Raw genomic sequence first — 26,727 nt, 5'->3', positions numbered from 1 at the left:
AAACGCAACGAAGCCTACAAGAAAGGAATTGATAATCCGTGGCAATTTTCGAGCTGATCCTCTGCATCCTGGGGGCCGTCGTGCTCTCATCGTTCATCAGCCGGTTCATTCCGCGAATATCGACCCCGCTCGTCCAAATTGCACTGGGCGTGGCCCTCGCCTTCCTCCCTGCGTTCCCGCACGTCAAGCTTGACCCGGAACTGTTCATGGTGCTGTTCATCGCGCCCCTGCTCTACGTCGAAGCGCACGAAATCGACAAGCGGATGCTCTTCAAAACGTTGAAATTCTCGCTGCCCATGGCGATTGGCCTGGCGTTGGGAACCATGGCCGTGGTCGGATTTATGCTGCACGCCGTATGGCCCGTTATTCCTCTGGCGGCGGCGTTCGCGTTGGGTGCGGCGCTCGGGCCGACCGACGCGGTGGCCGTGTCCTCACTTTCCAGCGAAGCCTCGTTTACCAAGGAACAATCCGGCATACTGACCGGCGAATCGCTGTTCAACGACGCTTCCGGCGTCATCGGCTTCCAGTTCTCGATTCTGGCTGCGGTCACCGGCTCCTTCTCGATGGCCAGCGCCACCAAGGATTTCCTGCTCTCGTTCTTCGGTGGCATCATTGTCGGTATCCTGGCGGGCTTCCTCGCCAACTGGATCTTTACGCTGGCACGCCAACTGGGCTGGGAAACGATGACCACCAGGATTCTGATGGAATTGTTCCTGCCGTTCCTCGTCTTCTTGGGTGCTGAAGAGCTGCACATTTCCGGCATTCTCGCCGTGGTCACGTTCGGCCTGACCGTCCATTTCGACCGCAACGGCACCGGCAGGCCCAACGTCGCCCGCACCAATATCGTCTCAAACAGCGTGTGGACCGTGCTTTCGTTCGTCTTGAACGGCACCGTGTTCATCCTGCTCGGCATGCAGCTGCCGGATGCGATGCTCGCGAGCTGGAACGACCACAATGTCAGCAATACTGCACTGGTCAGCATTATTTTGCTGGTTACGCTCGTTGCCATCGCCATTCGTTTCCTGTGGGTCTGGCTTATCGCGGCACCCACGCGCGACCCCGAAACCGGTAAACGTATTACTTTGAAGCGACGTTCTTTGCGCGACGCCGCAGTGATGACATTCGGTGGGCCGAAAGGCACCATCACTCTCGCGTTGATGTTCACCATCCCTTATTCCGTCGCATCCGGCGATGCCTTCCCGATGCGCAACGAACTCATTTTCATCGCTTCCGGGGTTATCGTTTTGACGTTGCTGCTGGCCAATTTCATGCTGCCTCTGCTCGCGCCGGCCAAGGACGATGCCAAGGAATCCGAAAAACTTACAGAAATCACCATCGAAGAGCTCACGCGTACCATACAAGAGCTTTCGGACCGCGTCACCGACGACAACCGCCGCGTCATTCTGCCAGTTATCGATTCCTACAACAACCGCATCACCCGTCTGCGCCAGCGCATCAGCAGCTTCAACGTCGAGGAATTCGAAACGCTGCAGATCGACGCGTTGCACTGGGAGAAAGACTATGTGCGTCAACGTCTCGAGGACACGCAGGCCGACACCCAGATGAACGAGCACAACCGGCAGCTACAAATCGAAGCATGCGAACGCATGCTCGACCAAATCATGAACACGTTGCGGCATACCGCCGATAAGAAGACGCACCATCGCGCGGTTTCGCAAATCCGCGGGCGCGTACATGCGCTGAGGCGCCAGATTACAACGCTCGCACGTCGAGCCAATAACAAGTTCCGCCGTACCGCGCCGATGCTCAATGAGAATGAAATTTACTATTATCTGCGAGCCACGCAAATCGACGCCATCGACCATGTCATCAACCGGCTTTATGAGGAAATGCGCGGCGACACCTACAAGTCCGAATACTGCACACTGCTGCTACGCGACTACCAGCGTGCACGGGCCGAGCTACGAAGTCGGAAGGACGTCGCAGCCGCAGCGAAGGCCGCTCCGCAAATTGACGAGATCAAGCACGAAAGCTACTCCATCGAACTCGGCGTGATTCAGGACATGCTCGATTCCGGGGAGATTACGCGTAATCAGGCGAAACATCTGCGCAGGAACGTGTATGTGATGCAGGTCGACGCGGAAGCTGAATTGTAAATAGGGTATCTGATTCCCCAGCTGCGCTCATTTCAACTGTAAATAGGAATTTAAGCATAAAAAACGGGCAAAATTGCGCTTAAATTCCTCATGGAACCGTTCGAACGCATTTTAAGCATAAAAATCGCGCGAAAACGTGCTTAAATTCCTAATAGGCGATTAACGGCTCAGCACACAGTAAGCCAATGCCAAGGCGGAACTCTAATCAGACGACGCCGGACGAGATGTTGTTGAGGAGAAGCCATTGGGTGAGGTCAGTGAACTCCGCCGGGCTCACGGCATGGTCGAGCTGGTGATAGTTCTTCACCGTCAGCCACGTATGCTCCTCAAGCCAAGCAGTCGCACCAAAAATCTCGTACTTCGGCAGCACGTTGTCGCGATCGCCGTAACCGTAGAAAACCGGCTTTTCCATATCCGCAAGCCGATCGTCTGCCGGAGCCGTGCCGGGCACCTGACCTGGTGCCACAAAGCCGGAAAGTGCAGCGACCGCGCGGTAACGCTCGGGATGCACCCGCAAAAGATGAATCGCGAGCGCCGCACCCTGCGAGAACCCAATCGGCACCAGCTCGCGGTCAGGGTCGATATGATCGCCGACCCAGTTGTCGACCGCAGTGGCCGCCGCAAAAATGTCTCTGTCCAAGTCCTCACCAGTAGGCACACCGTCATGGAACCAGCTATACGCGCCGGAACCGCTGCCGAACTCCCCCGGCCCCTCGGCCTGCAACACCAGCGGCGCACGCAACGAAACGTAATCATTGCCGGGGGCGACGTAGCGCATCATCTGCGCCAGATCCTGCTCATTAGAACCCCAGCCGTGCAAACACAGGAACATGGGCCGCGTTGGACGCGCCTTGCCGCCACCTCGGGAATAGACCACGTGGGAAATCTCCATCGGCTCACCAAAGCGGCCGGGAATGGCGTCGGATTCGCGGCCAATCAGGCCGTTCCCGTTGTTCCCGCTATTTTCCCCGTTCGGATCGCTTGGTTCGCCGGAATGTTCGCTGTTCACTGCTTCGTCGCTCATAGACACCATGATAAGCGGCAGGCTTCACCGCGGCCGAAAATGTTCACTGGCAGATTCGAGATAGCCACATGGAATAAAACTATTCGCCGGAATCGCCGGAGCCAAGTTCCTCCAGCTTGCCGCCCCACTGCTGCTGTAAGGCTTTCATCGCGTCGGTCTTGCCGGCGGCCATCCACAGGCCGCTACTCAGCACGCGTAAATCCTTCTCGTCCACTTTGCTGCCGGCATATTGGCTGATGAGGTTAGGCGCCTGCGAGCGCACCATGTCGCCGTCCATCGAGGCCGCGGCCTTCGTCTGGAAGGTGATGAACGCAACCTGTGTCGAACCGCAGAACGACGCGGCTGAAGCACCCGGAAGCTCGCTGGAAAGGTCGATATCCATCCATCCGCTTGAACACGTTCCGGCGACCTGTTCGATGCCCTGCTTCATTTGGTTGGCATCGCCTTCCGGGGCCTTGGTCTTGCCTTGAACCGTCGTGGTCGTTGCGGTTCCATTTGCTGGGCTCGTATTGTGCTTAAGCGTTTTGAGCGATATCAGCAGCACTGCGACAATCAAAATGACAACGACGATAACAACGATCGCGCTGATAACGAAGGACTTGTGACGCCGGGCTTTACGCTGCGACTCGGGATTCTGACGTCGCAATTCGTTGACATTGTATTCGTGGGCATTGCCGGAGTGGGAACCATTGCGGGCCTGAGGGCGCGGAACACTGACCTGATTGCTGCGCTGGTCGGAATCCTCTTTCATAATGCTTTGTCCCGTCTGCCCGAATCCGTATGTAATCCGTATGCGATATTTGCAATCCACGACTGAAAAACGAGCCTGTGAAATCAACCGCCTTCCGAAATGAACCGTCGGTTTTAAGTCTACCTCGCACGAGACCAACATGCCGCACACTCGATATCCCGCGCAGAACGCGTAGAACCCGTAAGAAAAGAGAAACCCCGGTGCTAGAACGCACCGGGGAAGAGAAGAGAGAAGAAGAAAGGGTTCAGTTATCGGAAAATCCAAATTTCAAGATCACCGGTCAGCTCTTGCTGACAACTCTTATATAACTACACAATCCTTGGCGCAAGAATCGGATTAGCTGAAAATTACCTGAAAATTGCGACTATTTTGCCTATTTTTAGGTTTTAATGGCCGATTTCGAGGAAAAATGCCGCGTCCTGCGCCATTCGCAGGCATCAGACCGCCGCAACGTCTACACTGATAGCAGAACACGCAATTGCCGCGCTGGCTGGACGCAAATTTTCGCAACCGCGTCATACCGAACGCCGGCAGGAACCCGACATTTGGAGGAACCTATGCTGCTGTCCGATCGCGACATCCTCGCCGCCCAGGCCGACGGACATATCTCACTGGATCCATGGACGCCCGAAATGGTGCAACCCGCCTCGATCGACGTGCGGCTTGACCGGTATTTCAGGCTTTTCAATAATCACGCGTACACTTACGTCGATCCGGCAGAGAATCAAGGCGACCTGACCGAGCAGTTCGAGGTGGGGCCGGACGAACCGTGGATCATGCACCCCGGTGAATTCGCGCTGGCCTCCACGTGGGAATACGTCAAGCTTGACGGCACCATGGCCGCGCGTCTTGAGGGTAAAAGCTCGCTCGGGCGTCTCGGCATTCTCACCCATTCCACCGCCGGTTTCATCGACCCAGGCTTCGAAGGCCACATTACGCTCGAACTTTCGAACGTCAGCACGCTGCCGGTGAAGCTCTGGCCGGGCATGAAAATCGGGCAGATGTGCTTCTTCGAGCTGAGCTCTCCCGCAGCGCACCCGTACGGTTCGACCGGCGTCGGCTCGCACTATCAGGGCCAGCGCGGCCCCACTCCGTCGCGCTCGTACGTCAACTTCTACAAGGCCGAAATCGAGGACTGAAGTCGGATACGGCAATGCTCGCCGTTCCGCCACCCCTTGCTATCATCATCGCGCTAACCAGTGAGAAAAGCACCAAAATCGCCGCATAACAGTGCTTTTCTCACTGGAATCAGCATTCACTGAGGCGAAAAGCACCTTTTCAGGGCATTTTTAGTGCTTTTCTCACGGATTGTCCTCGGCATGAAAGGTTGGCGCGGGGTGCTGGGACAATTGGGAGTATGGCTAACAAGAAGGGCCCGGTCAAAGGATCGGGCGGAAAACATCGTAACGCGCTGAGAGGCCGGGGGCCGACGCCCAAGGCTGAGGACCGCGTCTATCACAAGGCATATCGCGCGAAACAGCAGAATGAGAAGCGCCGCTTCGCCGATCCACGACTGGCGGCACGTCGTCGCGCGGCAAGATACACTTCCGATTCCGACGATCTAGTGGTCGGCCGCAACGCGGTGCTGGAGGCGCTGCGAGTTGGCGTGCCAAGCACACAGCTATACATCGCCAATCGCATCGAGCACGACGACCGTACCCGCGAAATCGTGAAACTCGCCGGCATGCAGGGACTCAACCTACTCGAGGCTGACCGGCTAGAGATGGATCGGATCGCCCACTCGCGCAACCATCAAGGCATCATTCTTAAGGTGCAGCCCTACCAGTACCACACGCTGGCGGAGCTGGCTGATCGTGCAGATAAGAAGTCGCATGCGATGGAAGAGGCCGATTCACAAAGCGCCCGTATCAACGCCCGTCCGCTCTTTATCGCGCTTGATGGGGTCACCGACCCGCAGAACCTCGGTGCTGTCATCCGTTCGGCGGCGGCGTTCGGCGCCAACGGTGTCATTTTGCCGGAACGACGCTCGGCTTCAGTCAATGCCGCGGCTTGGAAGGTTTCGGCCGGAGCTGCCGCCCACCTGCCCGTCGCCCGCGTGGTCAACCTGACTAAAGCCATCGAAGCGCTCAAGGAACGTGGCTACTACGTGGTCGGACTTGACGGCGGTGGCGACGCCATCGTCGGCGAAAGCGGCTTCGAGACCGACCCGTTGGTCGTCGTGCTGGGTTCGGAAGGCAAGGGCCTGAGCCGCCTGGTGCGCGAGGCCTGCGATTCCATCGCCGGCATCCCGATTTCCAGCGAAGTCGAGTCACTCAACGCCTCCGTGGCGGCCGGCATCAGCCTTTATGCCGTCGCCTGTGCCCGCAGCAAAGCCGGAGAAAAGGCCGATAATGCCGAATAACTGGCAGGAATGACCTCTATCGGATTGACAACATAATCCGCATATGAAAAATCTCCCATGAAACAATTCCAATGGGAGATTTTTCATATCTCAATCTAGAAATTTTCAATGGCTCCAAACAGCGGCATCTTGATCGTATTCTGCTGGATCATAGCCATCGTCGTCATCGTCAGCGCCGAAGCCGTTGCTAGTGTCGCGATCGGTGTCGGTTTCGTCAACATTATTCGCCGCTGAATCCGCATTTTTCGCAGCCGTATCGACCTGCAAGTGAGGACCGGCGCCGGCGCTCGTTTTACGAGTAGCAATCGTGGCCGAGTCAGGTTGAGTGGGCCAGATATCTTCGGGAACGTCCGAATCGGTGTCGAGATTGAAATCGTTACCAGTGGTTTGCGTAACACCAAGATTGCCCAATCCGTCACCTAAATTGGCATAATCGCCGCGACCGATGCTGTCGACGTCGTCGTTGTCAGCAGCCACGGTGTCGGCAGCATTGGCATTTTCTTCGTCCGATTCTTCACCTGGAACCTCGTCATAGGTCGAACTGTCGTCGACCACACCTGAATCCGCATCGGCGTTGATTTCGGCGAGCGCCTTCGAATCGATATTGTATTGGGGCAGATTGTGCTTGATATAATCGCTCGCGGCGACAGCCGTGGACACGTCGTGCCCAGCCTTTTCGGCCATAAACCAACGGTTCTGCAAAACCTCGTGGAAGAACTGCGCCGGCTCGATCTTGGAACGGTACTCCTTGGGAATCATGCGCACGACCGGCTCGAATACCTCACGCATCCAGTCGGTCGCCACGATTTCCAGCTCCTCGCCGTCACGCCAAGTCGAGGCGCGGTAGGCGTCCAAATCGTTCAAAAGACGGCGTGCCTGGTTCTCCTGCACATCAAGGCCCGTAAGCCGCAGCAGCTTGCGAGAAGCATAACCGGCGTCGACCACGCGCGGCCGCACCAGCACGCGCTTGCCGTCGTCGGCGGTTTTGACTTCGAGCTCGTCGACGTCGAAGCCCAAGTCATTAAGCTTGTTGACACGCTTCTCAATCTTCCACATCTCGTCGGGGCTGAAGTCCTCCTGATTGGTCAGCGCACCCCACAGCGAATCGTAGCGCTCGATGAGTCGGTTGCCGACCTCGACCTCATCGACCTCGTCGGGCAACAGCTTGCCGGAACTCAGATCCATCAGCTCGCCGATGATATTGGTACGGGCCAAATCCATGTCGTAGTTGCGCTGGCCCTCGGTAAGGGTTGTGTAGAGCGCACCGGTTTCCGCGTCGACCAGGAACGCCGAGAACGCGTCGGCATCGCGCAGGAAGAGGACGTTGGAAAGCGAGACATCGCCCCAATAGAAGCCGGAAAGATGCAGGCGCACCATGAGCACGGCGAGTGCGTCAATCAAACGATCGGCGGTGTCCGGCCGCAAATTGCCGGCGAAGAGCGCGCGGTAGGGCAGCGAGAATTTGAGCTGCTTGGTCACCAGAATAGATTCCAACGGTTCGCCTTCGCGTGTGTGCCGGCCGGTAACCACGGCAATCGGCGTGACGGTTGGCAGCTCAAGCTTCTGCAGACGGCGCAGCAGCTCGTATTCGTGCGCGGCCACACGGCTGGTAATCTCCTTCATCGCGTAGATCTCGTCGCCAACGTGCACGAAACGCACGACGTGTCGGGAGATGCCTCGCGGCAAGTTCGCCAGCAATTCCTTGGGCCAGGTTGCGAGCGGTTTCTCCCACGGCAGGGTGAACATTTTCGGGTTCGAGCTCGCGGCAGTGATCTGCAGAGCGTGCGGCTCGGCGACATCCTCATCGCTAGCCTCCGCAGCCGTCACCGACGTCGCCTTCAACGCTCGCGGGTCCATTTGCATTCCTTGCATCCCACCACTTATTTCCATACTTCTCAATCTACCGCCCGCGTGGGATAGTTCACCCTTCAGCCACTGATAATGTGCGGTGCACAGACCTGCATCAGAGATAGCAGCGGGTTTACGACGCTTAAACCCGTCACTTATGTCGCAAATCGACCACCAACAACCACTAGCAGCAGATTCACGACGCTAAACCCTGCATTAGCGTCACGAACCACCTACCAACAACCACTAGCAGCAGATTCACGACGCTTATCTCACAATGAGCGTTGCGAATCCGCCGGCATCCCGATATCTCGGAGCCAAATCCAGCCTAGGGACACGAAACGAGGCCCACACATGAATGTACAGGCCTCGTTCAATCGATGTAAAACGCTGAAAAGCAATCAGTTCAGGCGCAGCTCGGTGGCCGGGGAGAACAGGTGCATCTTGGACGGATCGATCTTGATCTTGACGGTGTCGCCGACCTTCGGCAGCTGGCGCGGGTTCACACGAATCGTGGTCAGCTTGTTCTGGTCGGACATCGTGGCGGTGGACTCGGCTGCGGAACCATCGGTGACGATGTCGCCGTAGATGTAGCCGTCGGAGCCGAGATCCTCGACGTTCGCGACCTTCAGCGCGAAGGCGTTCGGATCATCAGCCGTGGCAAGCGAAGCATCCTCAGGACGGAAGCCGACGACGATGCGGCCCTTGTCTTCCGGAGTCAGCTTGGCGACGGCGTCCTTGTCGAGTTCGATGGTATCGCTGCCGATCTTCGCCCTGCCGTCAACGACCGGGTGGGTGTTGATGTTCATGGAAGGCGAGCCGATGAAGCCTGCGACGAAGACGTTCTGCGGCTTGTCATAAAGATCGGTAGGAGCGCCGACCTGCTGGAGGATGCCCAGCTTGATGACGGCGATGCGGTCGCCCATCGTCAGAGCCTCGGTCTGATCGTGGGTGACGTAAAGGGTGGTGACGCCGAGCTGACGCTGCAGAGCGGCAATCTGCGTACGGGTCTGCACACGGAGCTTTGCATCCAAGTTGGAAAGCGGCTCATCCATCAGGAAGACCTTAGGCTTACGAACGATTGCGCGGCCCATGGCGACACGCTGACGCTGACCACCGGAAAGCGCCTTCGGCTTGCGGTCGAGGAATTCGGTCAGATCGAGGACCTTGGCGGCCTCTTCGACGCGCTGACGAATCTCAGCCTTCGGAACGCCGGCGATCTTCAGGGCGAAGCCCATGTTGTCGGCAACGGTCATGTGTGGATACAGTGCGTAGTTCTGGAAGACCATGGCGATATCGCGGTCTTTCGGCTGCATCGTGGTGACGTCCTTATCGCCAATGAAAATCTTGCCCTTGTTGACTTCCTCGAGGCCCGCGAGCATACGCAGGGTCGTTGACTTGCCGCAGCCAGAAGGGCCGACGAGCACGAGGAATTCACCATCTTTGATGTCAAGTGAGAGATCGGATACCGAGGGCTCCGTATTGCCCGGGTAGATACGAGTGACATGGTCAAATACGACTTTTGCCATAATTAATATTCCTTTCATCGGCAGGTACGTGCCGAACGATCCGTAGTGAAGGGGTTTTGCATCCACCCGCGAGCCAACTTCGGCAAGCGAACTTCCGCACTTTTCATTCCATTATGAGTGGAGCCTTCCGGGGTTCCTCCCCCTTGAGCTCAAGGCCCACTATACACGGTCGGTAGCAAAATATCGCAACAACACACCTAAAAACGCACATGCTTGACGCAGAATTGCAACCGCCACTTGACATGGCCGCGAAATCACGAAGAATAGCGACAAAAACAGCATAAAAGCGGGATTATTTTTATGCTGTCAATGAAAAGTCAACACGTTATTCTTTTTTAATAATTTTTTTTAAAAATTTTTAGAAAATGTTTGACGTAAACTTTTGACAGTGTTTTTACACTACACTTTTCAAAAAATTTACTTAATTTTATTACCCATATATCATTGATATATTTTTCGTAACACAAGTAACAGTAAGACTATCTATCAGTTGGGTTATACGATTATTATCGCGACACATATCGCCATCAGGAAAATGTCGTAAACATGATTTAACGCAATGCACGTCAACGTCAAACGTAATCACTATTTTTGAGGTCTTACTTTTTTTACGTTATTATCAGAAAATAAGAACATGACAAAAACAAATACACAAAGCAAGCAAATCAACTGGCTGCGCAGAATCACCCACGACGATTCCATCAACAGCATCGCTAGGCGCACCCACATCCCATACGCGACGCTTTACAAGCGCTTCCAGTGCGACGAACTGACGACCAACGAGATCATCACCATCGCCCGCAGCTACAGCATCAACCCGATTAACGCTTTGGTGGACACCGGAGTGCTGAGCACCGACGAAGCTTCCGGCGTGCGCGGCAGCAACTCGCTGAGGCTGTGCAGCATCGAATCCCTCGCGGAGGAAATCGTGCGTCGCAGTAGCGAAGGCGCCGCAGCACCGCTCAACAGCGTCAGCGTCGCCTGAAAGAAAGCCCGGAACTCCCGATACTTAAGCCACGCCAATCTCTAGCGAACGTCGCCCGAAAAAGACGAAGTGGCCCAGAAACGGCAAACCGTCTTGACGAGAACATAGCTTCGACGGGAAGGGACCAAAAGTCTCCACACCGGAGCTTCGCCGTTTCAACGAAGAAATGATCCCGAAAAGACGAACGGCTCCGACGAAAAGAAAACCGAAAACCTCCCGCTGAAACGGCTCCTTATATATAAGGAATCTCCCTATATAAGGAGCCGTTCCGTCTCTTCAGTCCTTGGCGTGCAGCACCTTGAGCATGTTGACCCTCGCGACGCTTGCCGCCACATAGAAAGCCAAGAGGAATGTAACCGTCGCAATCAGCAGTATCGGGAACACGAATTGTCCAACGGTAAGGCGCGGGTTGAACATCATCGTTTCCGGCGCGATCATGTCAATGATGCGTCGATGCAGCAGGATGCCGACCCCCGCGCCCAGCACGATGCCGATGAGTGTCAGCGCAAGGGTTCCGCGGTAGACATACATCGTGGCCTCGCGATTGTAATACCCAAGAACCTTGATGGTGCCAAGCTCCCGTCTGCGTTCCGAAATATCAAGATTGTTCAGGTTATAAAGAATGACGATGCAAAGCAGCACCGAGATCACAATCAACGCCTTCATCAACAGGTTCAGCGCGCGCAGGAGCATATCCGTCTGATTGAGGAGCAGCGAATTCTGCGCAACCTGCGTGATGCCATCGAGCGCCATGAACCTGGCCGCCTCGTGCTTGCCATTGGCGGGACTGCGGTCTTTCAGACTGACCATGTCGGCATTCGGCAAGTAATCCTGATGGAATATTTTCTCGTATGATTGGGCATTCATGAAGACGAAATGCCCGAAATACATCTCGCATATCCCGCTGACAGGAACCACGCGGTTATGCCCGGCAGAATCCTGAATCGTGATGTTGTCGCCGACCTTGACATTGTTGAGGTCCGCAAGCCTCTCGGAAATCACGGCACCATAATTATCCAGATTGAGGTGGCGGCCGCTGGCTCTCTCATGAAGGTCGACGTAACCGTTAAACGACGCGGAATTTTTGGATGCGATAACCGTCAAACTTTGTTTGTTACGGTGCGGGCCGGCATCCATAGTGCTTTTCTCATAGCGAATCGGAGCGTACCGCTTGACGTCACTGCTTTGCAATTCCTCGGATATCTGCTTTTCCTGGGCTTTCGGGACGCGGTCGTTATGTGCCGCGATGAGATCATATTGTATGACATTACCGTATTGCAGACCATTGATTGAATCAACCGAACGCAGCACCCCGACACCGGCCACCAGCATGGCGACCGCACCGGCCACACCGATTATCGTGGTGATGGTACGGGTCTTATAACGGAAAATGTTGCGCAAGGTAATCTTGTTCTTGAAATTAAGCTTGTCCCAGAACCACCCGACCTTCTCCAAAGCGATGGAAGCCCCTCCTTTCGGAGGTTTTGGCGCGAGCAGTGCGCTCGTTTTTTCCTTGAGCTGTCGATGGGCCGCAATGTAAGCGGGCAGCACAGTGGCCGCGAACGCAAGGACAAGCGCGACCAAAGTGGCCACCACCCCGACCTGCAGATGCGCCGGCGGCACGTCGAAACCGAGACGATACGCGGAATAGATGATTCTCGGCATCAGCAGCTGCCCGCCCACGGCACCGGCGATGCCACCGACCAAGCCCGCGACGAAACCGTAGACGACGAACTTCTTCATCACATCCCAGTCGGAATAGCCGAACGCCTTGAGCGTGCCAGCACCCACTCGCTCCTCGTCGACGAAACGCGTCATGGAGGTAAAGGTCAGCAGCGCGGCAATCAGATACATAAATATTGGGAAGATGCTGCCAATCGAATCGGTGATTGTCGAAATAGAATCATAAGTGACATATCCGGAAGCTGCAGGAGCATCACGCCTTGAATATATGGAGTACGTGGGCAGGGCGGAAGTCGGGTCGCTCGGAACCGTGGAGTCGGAAGCAAAACCGGATTTGGAACCGTGCGCGAGGTCGGTCGCAGAACCTGAAGCGGAACCTGCGTAAGGCGGAGCGAGCGAAGGCAGAGAGAGGCCACCATCGGAATCCTCAAGCGAATCAGAGAGCAGATCCTTTTCCTGCCGGGCCTTCTTGTCGTAATCACTGGAAACATGGTTCGTCATATCATCGAGAGCCTTGCAGCGCAGTCTTGCGATATTGTAGGGCGTCGAAGCGAAGGATTGCGGAACGACCACGCCATAGCCGTCAAGCGAGCCCGAGCCCGAATCCGAAAGACCTCGATTGACGCTACCGATGATTTCCACGGAATCGACGACACCGGTCACTTTGAATTCGTCGCTCCTGAGCATCATTTCGCCGTCCACGCCGGGTTTCTCGAGGAAGGTGATGGTGGAACCTACCGGGTGCTTTTGGGCTTCCTTGGCATCGATGGCGATTTCACCGGCACGTTTTGGCATGGAACCGCTGCGCAAGGAGTAGGTGGAGATGCTTGGTGTCGTCGAGAGGATGCGTATGCTTTCGTCGCGTTGGTTGACTGCAACATCCTTAAAGAAGCCATATTCGACTTTGCTGACGCCGGGAGTATGTTTTATCGCTCTCATCTGGGAATAGTCGAGACCAGTTTTGCTCATCACCGTAAGATCGGCAAGCTGATGCTGCTCGAAATACTGGTCGGCCGTGCTGCGCATTTCCGGCCCAGTGACATTGAGACCGACGAGGACAAACGAACCGAGCGCGACCATACAGACAATCGCGATGAAGCGGCCCAGTGACTTGCCCAGCGAGCGGCGGGTGTCCCTGCAGAGCATGCGGTGCGACATCTTGTGCGCGCCGCTGAATTGGAGATCTTCCCAGCTCTGCGAATGGCGTCTGAAGACGGGGGCCTTGGTTGCGGACCCACTTCCGCCGCTGGATTGCGATGCGGAAGAAGGAACGGCACCGAGCTCTGAGGAGGAATGGGAGCGCCGGGAGAACCGCGAGACGCGCTTGGGGCGAGGCAGCGGAACCACGCCGCCGGCGATTTCACCGCCGCTTGAGGCCCATGGATCGTATTCCGCCCACGTATGCGAGGCGCGCACCGGCGGCAGCTCGGGCTGCGGCTGGGATTGGAGCGCTTGCGGCTGTGACAATTGCTGGGTTTGGGCTGGCTGCTGCGGTTGGGTTTGATCGGACTGCTGCGTTTGCGACAACTGCCGGGACTGGGTTTGGGCTGGCTGCAGGGGTTGAATCTGCGACGATTGCTGAGACTGCTCCGGCTGAGGCTGTACCTGCTCCGGTTGTGGCTCTGCTTGCGGCAATTGCTGAGGCTGGCCAGAGAGGGACGATAGCAGAGTCCGGTCAGACAGCAAAGTTTGATCAGACAGCTCAGCCTGCTCCGGTTGAGTCTGAACCTGTTCCGCCTGCGGCTCTACCTGCGGCAATTGCCGGGTTTCGCCTGGCTGCTGAGGCTGAGCCTGTTGATCTTGATTGGATTGCTGAGCTTGCGTTTGCGGCGACTGCTGAGTTTGACCGGATTGCTGAACCTGCTGCGGCTGAGGCAGCGGCATGGCTTGCGGGGCCTCGAAATGAGGAAGACCATGGCGAGGCTTAGGCAGCGGAACCGAATCGGCCGTCCCGCCACCGGCAACCTCACCACCGGTAGATGCCCACGGGTCGTATTCTGCCCACGTATGCGTGGCATGAACCTGTTGCAATGCCGGCTGTGCGACATCTTGCTGAGGCTGCTCAAGCTCTTCCGTCATCTCTTCCAGCCCCGACGACGGCTCCTGCTCTTGCGCCTGCTCCAGCTGACTCTGCTCCGTTTGCTCAGAGTCACTAACCTGTGGCTGCACCTCTGCGGCTTGCTCAGGCTGCGTAGACTCCTGAGCCTTTGGGCTTTCCTCCGGCTGCCTCTTCTCCTGTGCCGATACTGGTTGTGGTTTTTGCGGTTCCTGCTTCGACTGCTGCTTCTGCGCTACCTCTTGCTGTTCTGGCAACTCCTGCTTCTGTTGCGGCTGCACTTCCTCCGCTTGCTGAGGCTGCGTAGACTCCTGCTCTTTCGGGGTTTCCCGAGGCAGCTGCTTCTGTGGAGCCGCTTGATGCTGCGGCTTTTGGACTTTCGGGCTTTCCTCCGACTGCTGCTTCTGCTGCACTGGCGCCTGCTGCGCCTTTTGCGACTTCTGCTGCTTCGATGCCTTTTTCTCAGATGTCTTTTGCGATTTTTGCGACTTCGCCTGCACGGTTTGCAGAGATTGCCCGGGCTGCTGTGGTTTCTTGCCTTTTTGCTTTTTCCGCGACTGCTGGTTCCGTTCCGACACCGGCAGCGGTTTTGCTTCCTTTTCTCCCTGCGACTTCTGGGTCTGTGAAGACTCCTGCTTCTGAGGCTGAACCTGCTCGGCTTCCGGAGATTCCTCAGACTGCGGCTTTGGCGATTGCTCAGGCTGAATCTGCTTAGTCCCCTGAAGTTCCTTACGTGGCTGTGGCTTCTGACTCTTCGGACTTTCTTGCGGCTGCTGTTTTTGCTCCTGTTTTTCGAGTTTTTGAGGCTGCTGTTGCGGCTGAACCTTCGCGATTTGCTCAGGCTGCCTAGACTCCTGCTCTTGTTGCAACGGTTGCTGCTGCGACGACTCCGGCTTGTGCACAGGCACCGGTTGCTTTTCAACCTGCTCGGCTGGCTGAGGTTGCTGCAACTTTTGCGGCTGTGCGTGATGCTCCCACTTCGCAGTTTGCTGAGATTTCCTTAGCTGTTGCTGCTGAGGAGGCTGGGGCTGAATTTGCTCAGACTGCTGCGGCTGAACCTGCGCAATTTGCCAAGGCTGCGCAGGTTGTTGCTGCGGTCCATTCGGCTTCTGCTGCTGCAGTGACTTCCGTGCCAATGCCTGCTGCGACTGGACCTGAGCCACTTGCTTGGGCTGAACAGGCTTCTGCTGCTGCAGCGGCTTTTGTACGGACGACCGTTGTTGCAGAATTTCTGAGATTTCCTGAGGCTTCCCGAGCTCTTCCAACCATTGCTTCTGCGACACCTTCGGCTTGTTCGGCTGCGCCGGTGTGGATTCCTGCTGCTGTCTAGACTTCGTCGGCTGCTGTTGCGACTGAACCTGCGCGGCTTGCGTGGGCCGCTGCGGCTGCCCGAATTGTTGCTCTCGCTGCAGGCGCTGTGCCCGGTGCTCCTGCTGCGCTTTTCGAGCGCGTTGCTCCTGCTGTTGCTGCTCCAGCGCATGCCGCAGCGAAATCCTTACATTGTATTGTTCGGTTGTTTCCGTTTTCTTCCTGCTGCCATCGGGTTGACGCAGATCAACCGTCCATTCCGAGGGCTGTGAATCACCATTCTCCAAGAATGGAACAACATCCGTTTTCGGTTGCGCGGGCTTTTCAACCGTTCGCGATTTCGGTGGAAAGATGATGGTTTCCGAAAAATCTTGATCCGGCCCGCCAGTAGGTTCAGCTTTAGCGGGCAAATTGAGAATGGCCGGAGCCGCTTGAGATTCGGCTTTAGGCTGGATTGGTGTAGCTGGCTTCGTAGGCCCAACCGGTTTCCCGTACTCGGCTGGATTCCCGAGTACGATCTGCTTCGTAGACTCAACTGACTTCCCAGATGCAGACAGCCTGCTAGATTCAACCGGCTTATTCGGCACGGCTGGCTTCTCAGATATGACTGGCTTCCTAGATTCAGCCTGCTTATTCGGCTCAGCCGGTTTCTCCGGTACGGCTGGTTGCTCGGGTTGAGCCGACTTTTCCGGTACAGACGGCTTATTGGGCTCTACAGACTTCTTAATTTCAAGGGACTTCTTGGTCTCAGAAGACTTCTTAACCTCGACAAACTTCTTCGCTTCAGGCGACGGTTTAGATGCTACCTGCTTTTCAGAAGCTAGCTGCCTTTTTGCCTCAGCCGCCTTTGAAGATTCAGTTGACTTATTGGCCGCAACCGGCTTCTTAGACTTTGGCGACTTCTCAGATACAGACGGCTCATCGTGTTCAACAGCCTTTTCGGCCACGACAGATTTCCGGTCCTTAGCCACTTTATTCGACCCAGCCGGTCTCCTCGTTGTAGCCGACTTCTTAGGCTCAGCCGACTTCTCAACTACAGTCGGTTTTTCGGTATCAACCGACTTCTTAGATACGGTTGGCTTTCCAGATTTGACCGACTTCTTCGGCGCAGCCTTCTTCTCAGATACGACTGGCCTCTTAGATTCAGCCTTCTTATTCGCAGCTGACCTCTTAGCGGCAACCCGTTTCTTAGATTCACCCGGGTTCTCGGGCGTAATCGGCTTTCTGGACTCAGTCGGCTTCTTCGGCGCAGGCTGCTTCCTAAGCTCAGTTACCTTATTGGGCGCAGACGATTTCTTAATAGCAGTTGACTTCTTAGACCTAGCTGACTTTCTGAACTCAACCGGATTCTCAGGCGCGGCCGATTTCCTTACCCAAACCGGCTTCTTGAGCCTGGCCGCATTTTTAGGCACAGCCAGCTTCTTAGGTGCAGCCGACCTTTTAGCTGCAACTGCTTTCTTCGACGCGGACGATTCCTCAGCTACGGCTTGCTTCCTCGGCTCGGCTGCCTTCTTTGGCTGAGTTGACTGCTTAATTCCAACCGGCTTCTCTGATGTAGCCGGCTTCTCAGGCTTAGCCGCAACTCGCTTCGGGTCAGTCTTCTTCTTGGGCGTGGCAGAGGCCCTATGCACAACCGGTTTCACATCCCAGACCAGCTTCGTCGTCTCGGGCGCAATGTTTTCCTCAGCTCCGGCCGACTTTCTGGCTTTAGCCGCGCTATTCTTCTCAATCTCGGCTAGTTTCTTGGCCTCGGCCATCTTCTTCGATTTTTTACCCTTGGACGAATGTTTCTTCTTGTTCTTTGTGCTGGAAACAGGATTCTGGTAAACGTCTTTATGAGAATTTTTAGATTTCACAATCACCACTCCAGCTGGTCAATATCGCACGGATCTGGATTTCGTCTGACACCAGTGACGCGGGCATCGTGCATGCTGACGACGCGGTCGGCCATGGGGGCGAGCGCCGAATTATGAGTCACGATGACCACGGTTGCGCCATGCTTGCGACTCATGTTCTGCAGGATATGCAGCACCTGCTTACCCGTTTTGTAGTCGAGAGCCCCGGTCGGTTCGTCGCATAGAAGGATTTTTGGCCTTTTCGCAACGGCACGCGCGATGGCAACCCGCTGCTGTTCGCCGCCAGAAAGTTGGGAAGGGAAGTTGTTGCAACGATCACCGAGCCCGACGCTGTCCAGCACTTGCTTGGAATCGTAAGCATATGGAACGATGTCGGAGGCGATTTCAACGTTTTCCTGCGCGGTCAGATTGGGGACCAAGTTATAGAACTGGAAAACAAAGCCGACGTCGAGGCGGCGGTATTCGGTGAGTTCCTTGGTACTGTATTTGGCGATGTTTTCGCCGTCAATAATCACGTCGCCTTCATCGCAGCCGTCCATGCCGCCGATGACGTTGAGCAACGTCGATTTCCCGGTGCCGGAGGCTCCGATAATCACGACCAGCTCACCTTGAAGGATAGAAAAACTAACATCGTTATTCGCTACTACACTTCCAGCACCACTATTATATCGTTTGACTTCATGAATTACATCGATATAACCCATTCCGCTCTCTCCTCAAAAACCGAACACGTATCCAATCTTTACGATAAATATTATCATTATATAATGAATAACGGCTTTTTTAATTAGGTGATTATCGCATCTTGTTATTATAAATTGTAAATATAAACAAAAGAGTTTAAATATCATATAAATGCAATGAGTTCTACCGTATTTATTACGACAACGATGCAAACGCTCAAGACATCATCCGTTTCTACGGACTGTCAAAGCTTACCAAGTTGACGATGCAGCAAACCCGAACACCTCCACACCCACCACAACACAGCGAACATTCATTTGATGCACGGTTAAAGCAAACGTTTGATAATTGTAAGATTCAGCAATAACTTTGCACCACAATGTTAATTTACGAAAAAAATAAATTAATTCTGCTTTAGCCGAAACTTGTTATAAGTCACAATCCGTTTAATTCTGCATTTTACTTATACTGCTTCCACATGGCTCCAACGTCGCGAATCCAAGCGACAGAGGGGTTCAGGTACCCATAAAAGCGCAAAATATCAGGAATACGAGGCGAAAGGCAAGCGAAGGCGCGACGAAAATCCCATCTACCGTTGTAATTAATTTATAGTAATATTTAACCTTTTGTAACGTTTGCGTATGACATTTCTCTCTTTCACATCAAACGTTTCAGTTTTGCTGATTACTTTTTCAGGTAAAGCATCGCATAATAAGTACATGAACGAAAATACGAGTAACAACCCAATCGAATGGCTCAAGCGCATCACGCATAACGATTCCATTAATAAAATCTCTCGCTTGAGCGGGATTCCCTATACGACCCTTTACAAGCGCTTTCAATCGAATATGCTGACCACCGACGAGATCATCGCGATCGCCCGCGGTTACCACATCAACCCCGTGGAGGCGCTGGTCCAGAACCACGTCATCGACACGGACGAGGCCACCGACGTGCGCGGCAACAACGCGCTGCGGCTCAGCAGCATCAGTGACATCGCCAAGGAAATCGTGCGCCGCAACGACTTCACCAGCGGCCTGGCCGCCATCAAAAAAGCCGAAGAATCAAAGGCCGACGAAAATGGCGAAGCGAATCCGGAAGACAAGGACTAAAATTTAAGTCCGAAAATCGAAGAGCATGTAAGCGGGGCTGCGCACGTCACGGCTCCGCTTACATGTCGATAAGCAGGCAGAATTCAACTTCGGGGAACACGTTAGGCTCCGTTCAACCGTCGACATCAATAGGCAGAGGCAGGATTGAAAGCCATGCCATTGCCGCGCAATCGTCATCAGGTGAGTAAAACCTGGAGGCCTGGTGTCACCATCCGAGCAACCTGTGAAATCCAGCTAAATTGCAACGGTTAAACATTAATAAGGGCAAAAGCACTATTTTTGTATTAGACAAAAAGCATTGATTACGCTAATAACTTAATCTATACGGTTATGAACGTTTTATTTAATTTTTTTTAAAAAATTTAATTAAACGGTTGATGTTTGACGAATAAATAAATAGTCATCTTTTTGTTGACTCTTTGCAGGATACGAAACCTTCGCTTTCGTCTTATTATAGTCCAAAACCACCGCAATTTCAACGTTTTATTGCAATATTAGACAAAACAATTTTCTTGATAAACAGTCTGTATAAATATCATCAAATAAAAATATTCTCAATAATATCAAACGTTTTACGAAATTTTATTCCTTACATTTTCTTGCGAATTATCGGAAAATAAAAACATGGAAAAAATTCGACATAATCATATTGAATGGCTACGAGAAATCACCCACGACGATTCTATCAACCGAATCTCACAGCTGGCAGGCATCCCTTATGCCACTCTTTACAAACGCTTCAAGTCAAACGAACTGGCGACCGACGAAATCATCGCCATCGCTCGCAGCTACGGCATCAACCCCGTTGATGCGTTGGTGAAAACCGGTCTCATCAGCAACGAAGAGGCTTCGGGCGTGCGTGGGGACAACGCCCTTCGCCTTTGCAACATCGAATCGATCGCGGAGGAAATCGTCCGCCGCGACGCCGAAAAAACGCAGCTGACCGACAACGACAAGAACGCTCAGTCCTCCACGACAAAGGCTGCCTGAACATTAGGTTCAAAGACTTCGTACCATACGGGTTGACGACAATCAAGTCGCCAGCCCGTTTTTTATATGCCTTCCGACGGGCCGGAAGGCATGTCTTAGATAGTCTTAGATAGCCTCTCACTCAGCCATGAGGCTGAGTTTCCGGCGGAATCACCGACTTGTAGGGCTTGCCCTTGAACTCCTTGGCATAAGCATCCTTCGCGGCCTGCAGAAGCTCAGGGTCGGTGAGAGCATCGTAGGCGGTCAGGGCAATGGTCTTGGCGGCTTGTACAAGTCCCTTGTGCGCCACGCTGGACTGGCCGTTGGCTACCCACTGCCACGAATGCGCGGGCGTACCCAGCGGCTCGAAACCGCCGTAGTACTGCGCGGTCGGGGTGCACCAACTCACATCGCCGACGTCCGTGGACGCCTGGCCCTTGGTGTCAGTGGTGTAAATCAGCGGGAACTTCGGCAATGCCATGCTGGAATGGGCGATTTTGTTGACCTCCTCATCGCTCAACGACGGGTTCGCAGCCTTCAGACGCTCGGCGAGCGGACCTTCATAACCCTTGGGGTTGTTGGCCTGGATCTTGCTCTCGAACTCGAGCTCTTCATCGGTGAGTTGCAGCGGGCCGACCAGGTCGAGGTTTCTGTCCATGTCCTCGCTGAGCGGGTGGTTCGGTACGTAGTTGGCGCAGGCGGAATCGAAGTCGATCTTGAGCTCGGTTTCCGTCATCATCGCGGCACCCTTGGCGATCTTGACCACGCGGTCGTAGATGGGCTTGGCTTGCTCAAGATACGGGGCGCGCACGAAGAAGTAGAGCGTGGCCGTGGGATGCACGACGTTCGCGGACTTGCCGCCGGCGTCAAGGTAAGCGTAATGGATACGCGCGGCGTCGATGATATGCTCGCGCAGGAACTGTACGCCCACCGTCATCAGCGTGGCGGCGTCGAGCGCGTCTCGGCCCTGCTCGGGAGCGGCCGCAGCGTGCGCGGCGAGGCCCTTGAAGCTGAAGTTGGCCTGCATCACCGCAAGGCCCGAACCGCCGGCGACAGCCGTGGTGTCGGAAGGGTGCCAAGTAAAGGCCGCATCCACATCGTCGAAAACGCCGTCGCGCGCCATGAACGCCTTGCCATAACCGCTCTCCTCGGCCGGGCAGCCGAAAAGCTTTAGTGTACCTTTGAGATTTTTCTCCTCCATCAGCGTCTTCAGCGCGACGGCTGCGCCCAAAGCGCCGGTGCCGAGCACATTGTGACCGCAACCTTGCCCGGGCGCACCCTCGACCACGGGTTTACGATTCGGGTTGCCGGCCTCCTGACTCAGGTTGTCGAGCGCATCGTATTCGGCGGTGATGCCGATGACCGGCTTGCCCGTTCCGTACGTGGCGATGTAGGCGTAATCCATGCCGGCCACGCCTTTTTGGATGTCAAAGCCCTCGCGTTCAAGTACTTTATAATGCTGTTCGACAGATTTCGGCACGGTGAAACGTGTCTCGGGCGTCTCCCAAATCCTGTCCGAAGCCTCGATGAACTCGCCTTTCTTCTCGTCGACGATGTCCATGATCCGCTGTTTGTTGCCGTCGATATCGGCGGCATTGCGGGTATTGCCGTTATTGTCAACTGCCATAACACACTTCCTTTCGGGACGTTTCCTTCTTTATACTCCCATCAAGCCGAGGCCACCTAACTGCGTCCATCTAGTCGCGTTCGCTAAGTTACGTCTATCAAGTTACGTTCTCCTGGCCGCGTCCGCTTAGTTAGGTTCGCTCAGTCACGTTCTAGGTTCACCCAACCACATCCGCGTTCACCCAGGTACTCTGGCTCAGCTCCCTAGCCAAAGCCCGGAACGTATAAAGCCGGCCGACAAGCTGACGGAAATGGCTTATCAATACCAAATCCGCAGACCTGTCGGCCGACCTTTAATGGTGAAACTGTCGTTACAGACGAGCGAGCTGGTTGCTAGGCACGCTTGCGATCGACGAGTTTGATGGCGGCACCGGCGACTGCGAACAGCGCCATGATACCGGCCACGATGGAAACATTGGCACCAGTTGTTGCCAGGCCGGCCTTCTTACCGGCAGCACCAGCGGCACCATTGGTTTTGGCAACGTTGCGAACCAGAGCGGACTGGGCGTCCTCAAGCTCCACGTAGTTGAAGGTGTAGTCGTCTTCAACACCGTCACGCAGCAGCTGAGATTGCGGCTGCGCTTCCGGATTGAGGGCATCCTTGGCATCCTTCAAGGCCTCAGCGAAGACCTTCCAGGAAGCGGCGGTGTAATCGCCCTGCTTGAGAGTTTCGGCCTGCGCGACCAACTTGGTCAAATCGGTCTTGGTCTTGGGGGTGGTGGGGATATCCGCACCGGTCTTTTCGCCGGCGATCGGGGTCCTGAGATCGGCGAGGTCTTCGCTCAAAAGGCCTTCAATGGCACTGACATCATCTTTCGTGGCGTTGGCATCGGCAACGACGTCCTTGGCCCAGGGCAAATCGATGGTGACAAGATACCAAGAGAACTCGCTATAGTCGGAGGGCTTCAACGAGGAGGCCTTAGCGATATCAGCCTTGAGCGCGGCGATGCTGATCAGAGCGTCGGCTTTCGCATTAAGAGCGGTGGCTTCGGCGTCGAACGCAGCCTGGGTGTTGTCAGTATCGAGCATGGCCTTGGCCTTGGCGAGCTCAGCGGCGAACGCTGCCCAAGGAGAAGCGGCAGTGAAATCGTCCTGCTTGTAATCCTTCACCTTGTCATAGGCGCTGCGCAGTCCGGCTTTCTTGTCGGGAGTAGGAGCGGGAGCAGGGCTTGGTGACGGGGATGGAGACGGAGCCGGGGCAGGGGGAGTTGGAAGCAAGTTCTGATCAATGTTGTAAGTATCTGCGTACAACCGGTCATACGCCCTAGTGATCTGATATTGATCACCGTCTGCCATTAAGATCCAACTTACATAGGTTCTGGATTGATCAAACCGAGTCCACTGATTTTCCGTGGCAGAGGGGTAGCTGGAGCGTGCGACGTTCTTTATTTTATTGTAAAAAGACTGAAGGGATGCCATATTCTGCAGAGGAGCGTCTGCTCTAATTTCACCAGCCTTGGGAGCCTGCAAGATACCAAGATCCATGTCCAACTTCATTGAGCTGGTCGTTTGATCAATATCCTGCTGGCTCATAGCTCCATCTGCATTTTGATTACCGTCTTTAGAAGCATCCAATTTGGCTTCAGCCTTAATGATATCGCTCAAAAGCCATGTCCACGACTCCTGGGTGTATTGGCTCAAATTACCGGCCGTATTACGTATTCCGACTGCTCTGTCATGCTGAGCCTGCAAAGCTGTGCGATTATAATTTGCCTGTGCCGAAACCACCGGAGTGGAGCCCGGGGCCGGAGTCTCGCCTGCCGACGCGAAACCAACACCTGCGAACAGGGTGCAAGCCGCCGCAAACGACGCAACAATCACCATCTTCTTCGTCTTCTTCATATCAACCTCCATTGGAAAATACCATACGTCAATCTTTTTACTCTTAATTAAAATTCGTGTCCACTTTTGTCTATAAACGGTACAATATCGCCTTTAAACGGCGAGAAATTAACTCCGAAAGTGTATGGCAAACCATTGCCATACAAATTTCCACGAATAAATTTATATCAATTTTCTCACACCGAAATTTCTCGCTGACACCAAAAACGCCTGCATACATATGAGATAATGAGATAGAAATAGCTTTTTTAACTATTTATTGTAAATGCAAAACAAATTATGGGTTCGTAACGACAATCTATCGAACTCTGCGGCAAACCTGCCAAATTATGCTATAGAGAAATTATGGGGTAAAACCTTAAGTGAAAGGCGGCGACGATGCACAACATCAGAATCGGAGTAGTGGAGGACGAACCCGCCGCCTGCCAGAAAGTCCTCGACTACCTTAACCGTTACCAGAGCGAAAACGGCGAAAACTTCACCGTCTCCGTTTTCGACGACGGCGTGAAAATCGTGGAAAACTATCGGCCGATTTACGACATCCTGTTGCTCGACATCGAAATGAAAGAGATGGACGGCATGGAAGCGGCGCGGCGCATCCGCAAAATCGACAGCAGCGTCGTAATCGTCTTCATCACCAACGCCTCGCAATATGCCATCAACGGTTACGAGGTACAGGCGCTCTCCTACCTCTTGAAACCCGTGCCATACTTCGCGTTCTGCCAGGAGATCAAACGCTGCATCGAGGCAGTGCGGCGGCAGAGTGACGATTCCATGCTTTTCGAGGTCGGGTCGCAGCGCACGCGCGTCGAGCTCAAATCCATCGTCTATATCGAATCAATTCGTCATACAATTATCATCCATACGCTCGATGGCAAACTTTCCATTACCTCGACGCTGAAAGAGCTCGAAACGCAACTGGACGGGCACGATTTCTTCCGTTCGAACTCGTGCTATCTGGTCAACCTGCGGCACGTCACCGGTATCGAAGACCAGGACTGCATTATGAGCAACGGCGAGCGTCTGCGCATCAGCCGCCCACGCAAGAAGGCGTTCGTCGCCGCGCTGGCCGGCTACATCAACGGCGGCTTGCAGTGAACATGCTGGTTACCGCGCACCTTCCCGACGCTACTGTGCGAAACATGCACTATAGCGCTTCCAAAGTGCACTTTTATGGCACCAACGCAAGAAACATGCACCTTGCACCCGCCGAAATGCACTTTTCCGACATCAACGTGCGAAACGTGCATCCCACGACCGCCAACTCGCACTTTTGCACCAACGCAAGAAACGTACAACTTAGCTTGCTCAAAGTGCACTTTTACGACGCTACTGCCAGAAATATGCAACTTAGCCTGCCCAAAACGCACTTTCTCAACGCCACTGCCAGAAACATGCACAATAGCACGGGTAAAACGCACTTTTGTGGCGCTAACGCAAGGAATATGGAACCGGAACGCAAGTTTGGAATCACAATCCAGAGCCACAGGGGAGGCGACAGATGAACACCATCACCAACGCGCTGCCCAACATCCCGCGGCTCTACACCGGCATCTGCGAATGGCTGGCCTGCGTGGTCTACCTGCTGGTCATCTACCGGCGGGCGCCGAAATGGCGGAGCGTGCTCGTGGCCGCGATCGGGCTGCCGGCGATTATCGGAATCCAATATTTTGACGGGGCGATGAGCCTTGATTTCTGGATTCTGGGTATGCTGCTCGCAGTGGCGGGAATGTACCTTATCATCTTTCTCGGTGCGCAAACGACGCCGCGCGAGGGCCTTTACGTCACCGCCCGCGCGTTCGTGCTTGCAGAACTCGTGGCGTCGCTGCACTGGCAAATCGCCACGTTCATCGGTTTCAACAAGCATAACCGTTCCAACGCGCCCGTTTGGGGGCTCGACCTACCCACCGCTACTTTGGCTACGATCATCTATCTGATTGGCTTTGGCCTGGCTTGGATCATCGAACGCCATAATTTCGAGCGGGACAGACCTGTGAATCCAAGCCGCACTGCGGTGGCAGGTTCCATCATCATCACCATCGTCACGTTTGCGATGAGCAACCTGAGTTTCGTCTCGACCAATACGCCTTTCTCCGGATCGGTCGGGCAGGAAATCTTCTATATTCGCACGCTCGTCGATTTGTGCGGCTACGCCATTCTCGGCGCACAGCAGGAGCAAGCGAGGGCTGCGCAGGCCAACCTTGAAATTGCTTCCATCGACGCAAAGCTGGAAAGCGAGCACCAAGAATACCTGCAATCCAAGGAAAACATCGAATCGCTCGGGCGGATTGCACACGATCTGAAGCACCAGATCACCGCTTTGCGGGCCGAGGTCGACCCCAAGCACGTGGCCGCCGGCTTCGAGCATCTTGAGGCGTCGGTCAAGGAATACAGCGCTCAGGAGCACACCGGCAATTCCGTGCTCGATGTTATTCTCACTTCGAAGCTGAAGACCTGCGCGCAGCAAGGTATCACATTGACTACTGTCGCGGACGGCAAGCTTTTGGGCAATATGAGCTCGATGGATATCGCCACGCTTTTCGGCAACGCACTCGACAACGCCATCGAGGCCGCCTCGAAAGTCACGGAACCGGAGCGGCGGCTCATCAAACTCGCGCTGTACGAACACGGGCAATTTACGGTCATTCGTGTCGAAAACTATTACGAATCGGCTTTGCAGACGGACGACCAGGGCGACCTACGCACCACCAAATCCGACCAGCGCGCCCACGGCTACGGCGTGAAATCAATCAAGCATATCGCCGGCCTCTACCACGGCAACGTCACTATCAAAACCCACAACCACTGGTTCACCCTGACCGTGCTGTTGCCGCGGTGAAATCCGGAATACAGAAAAGCCAGTCAAGAATAAGCGAAGTTGGCAATCAAACTTCTATAGGTAACCCCAAAATCCGCCTTCTAGCTACGAAACGAACATACACGTCATTCGTAAAGACATTCTTACCTTCGGTGAT

The 26,727-nt window shown here is 54.7% G+C and carries 16 protein-coding genes and 1 pseudogene; 9 read left to right on the top strand and 8 right to left on the bottom strand.

Going from position 1 to position 26,727, the window contains the following annotated elements; genetic code table 11:
• Positions 1 to 38 precede the first annotated feature (38 nt).
• Positions 39 to 2,117, top strand: coding sequence for a Na+/H+ antiporter (locus OZX72_RS00530; protein ID WP_277158533.1), 2,079 nt, complete (start codon positions 39 to 41; stop codon positions 2,115 to 2,117).
• 205 nt (positions 2,118 to 2,322) lie between these two features.
• Here the strand turns inward: OZX72_RS00530 and OZX72_RS00525 are convergent, their stop codons facing one another.
• Together OZX72_RS00525 and OZX72_RS00520 are read right to left on the bottom strand one after the other, a co-directional pair.
• Positions 2,323 to 3,141, bottom strand: a complete 819-nt coding sequence (locus tag OZX72_RS00525) for an alpha/beta hydrolase-fold protein (RefSeq protein WP_277158532.1) — start codon at positions 3,139 to 3,141, stop codon at positions 2,323 to 2,325.
• Positions 3,142 to 3,220: 79 nt separating this feature from the next.
• A complete protein-coding gene (locus OZX72_RS00520; RefSeq protein ID WP_277158531.1) occupies positions 3,221 to 3,892 on the bottom strand; it encodes a hypothetical protein in 672 nt (223 codons plus the stop codon).
• A 557-nt stretch (positions 3,893 to 4,449) separates the two neighbouring features.
• Here OZX72_RS00520 and dcd point away from each other — a divergent pair.
• Together dcd and rlmB are read left to right on the top strand one after the other, a co-directional pair.
• A complete protein-coding gene (gene dcd, locus OZX72_RS00515; RefSeq protein ID WP_277158530.1) occupies positions 4,450 to 5,031 on the top strand; it encodes a dCTP deaminase in 582 nt (193 codons plus the stop codon).
• A 218-nt stretch (positions 5,032 to 5,249) separates the two neighbouring features.
• Complete coding sequence (gene rlmB, locus OZX72_RS00510) at positions 5,250 to 6,254, top strand: 23S rRNA (guanosine(2251)-2'-O)-methyltransferase RlmB (RefSeq protein WP_277158529.1); 1,005 nt, start codon at positions 5,250 to 5,252, stop codon at positions 6,252 to 6,254.
• A gap of 525 nt (positions 6,255 to 6,779) precedes the next feature.
• On the opposite strand, the pseudogene OZX72_RS00505 reads toward rlmB, so the two are convergent.
• Both OZX72_RS00505 and ugpC read right to left on the bottom strand, forming a co-directional pair.
• A pseudogene (locus OZX72_RS00505) lies at positions 6,780 to 8,144 on the bottom strand (DUF4032 domain-containing protein); the annotation flags it as partial.
• A 359-nt stretch (positions 8,145 to 8,503) separates the two neighbouring features.
• Positions 8,504 to 9,631, bottom strand: coding sequence for a sn-glycerol-3-phosphate ABC transporter ATP-binding protein UgpC (gene ugpC / locus OZX72_RS00500; RefSeq protein WP_277158528.1), 1,128 nt, complete (start codon positions 9,629 to 9,631; stop codon positions 8,504 to 8,506).
• Positions 9,632 to 10,265: 634 nt separating this feature from the next.
• On the opposite strand from ugpC, the gene OZX72_RS00495 reads away from it, so the two are divergent.
• The gene (locus OZX72_RS00495; RefSeq protein ID WP_277158527.1) at positions 10,266 to 10,616 is read left to right on the top strand and encodes a hypothetical protein; all 351 of its coding nucleotides are present in this window, start codon (positions 10,266 to 10,268) and stop codon (positions 10,614 to 10,616) included.
• Positions 10,617 to 10,892: 276 nt separating this feature from the next.
• Here OZX72_RS00495 and OZX72_RS00490 read toward each other — a convergent pair whose 3' ends face one another.
• On the bottom strand, positions 10,893 to 15,950 hold the full coding sequence (locus OZX72_RS00490; protein ID WP_277158526.1) for an FtsX-like permease family protein: 5,058 nt from the start codon (positions 15,948 to 15,950) through the stop codon (positions 10,893 to 10,895).
• Positions 15,951 to 16,404: 454 nt separating this feature from the next.
• Here OZX72_RS00490 and OZX72_RS00485 point away from each other — a divergent pair, with 454 nt between their 5' ends.
• Positions 16,405 to 17,184: a hypothetical protein gene (locus OZX72_RS00485; RefSeq protein WP_277158525.1), complete on the top strand. Its 780-nt coding sequence runs from the start codon at positions 16,405 to 16,407 to the stop codon at positions 17,182 to 17,184.
• A gap of 337 nt (positions 17,185 to 17,521) precedes the next feature.
• On the opposite strand, the gene OZX72_RS00480 is transcribed toward OZX72_RS00485, so the two are convergent.
• The gene (locus OZX72_RS00480) at positions 17,522 to 18,223 is read right to left on the bottom strand and encodes an ABC transporter ATP-binding protein (RefSeq protein WP_277158524.1); all 702 of its coding nucleotides are present in this window, start codon (positions 18,221 to 18,223) and stop codon (positions 17,522 to 17,524) included.
• A gap of 699 nt (positions 18,224 to 18,922) precedes the next feature.
• Between OZX72_RS00480 and OZX72_RS00475 the strand changes: the two genes are divergently transcribed.
• Both OZX72_RS00475 and OZX72_RS00470 read left to right on the top strand, forming a co-directional pair.
• Entirely contained in the window at positions 18,923 to 19,315 is a 393-nt protein-coding gene (locus tag OZX72_RS00475) for a hypothetical protein (protein WP_277158523.1), read from the top strand.
• A 624-nt stretch (positions 19,316 to 19,939) separates the two neighbouring features.
• Positions 19,940 to 20,305, top strand: coding sequence for a hypothetical protein (locus OZX72_RS00470; protein ID WP_277158522.1), 366 nt, complete (start codon positions 19,940 to 19,942; stop codon positions 20,303 to 20,305).
• Positions 20,306 to 20,426: 121 nt separating this feature from the next.
• Here OZX72_RS00470 and OZX72_RS00465 read toward each other — a convergent pair whose 3' ends face one another.
• Positions 20,427 to 21,911 carry an amidohydrolase gene (locus OZX72_RS00465; protein ID WP_277158521.1) on the bottom strand — a complete coding sequence of 495 codons (1,485 nt, stop codon included), beginning with the start codon at positions 21,909 to 21,911 and terminating at the stop codon, positions 20,427 to 20,429.
• Positions 21,912 to 22,243: 332 nt separating this feature from the next.
• Positions 22,244 to 23,752, bottom strand: coding sequence for a hypothetical protein (locus OZX72_RS00460; protein WP_277158520.1), 1,509 nt, complete (start codon positions 23,750 to 23,752; stop codon positions 22,244 to 22,246).
• A gap of 378 nt (positions 23,753 to 24,130) precedes the next feature.
• Here OZX72_RS00460 and OZX72_RS00455 point away from each other — a divergent pair, with 378 nt between their 5' ends.
• On the top strand, positions 24,131 to 24,850 hold the full coding sequence (locus tag OZX72_RS00455) for a LytTR family DNA-binding domain-containing protein (RefSeq protein WP_277158519.1): 720 nt from the start codon (positions 24,131 to 24,133) through the stop codon (positions 24,848 to 24,850).
• A 403-nt stretch (positions 24,851 to 25,253) separates the two neighbouring features.
• Complete coding sequence (locus OZX72_RS00450; RefSeq protein ID WP_277158518.1) at positions 25,254 to 26,591, top strand: sensor histidine kinase; 1,338 nt, start codon at positions 25,254 to 25,256, stop codon at positions 26,589 to 26,591.
• Positions 26,592 to 26,727: the final 136 nt, after the last annotated feature.

Origin of the sequence: Bifidobacterium sp. ESL0769, from assembly GCF_029395495.1 — a bacterium.
Classification (GTDB): domain Bacteria; phylum Actinomycetota; class Actinomycetes; order Actinomycetales; family Bifidobacteriaceae; genus Bifidobacterium.
Note: the sequence above shows the minus strand (reverse complement) of the source record. Positions and strands in the feature narration are given on the sequence as shown.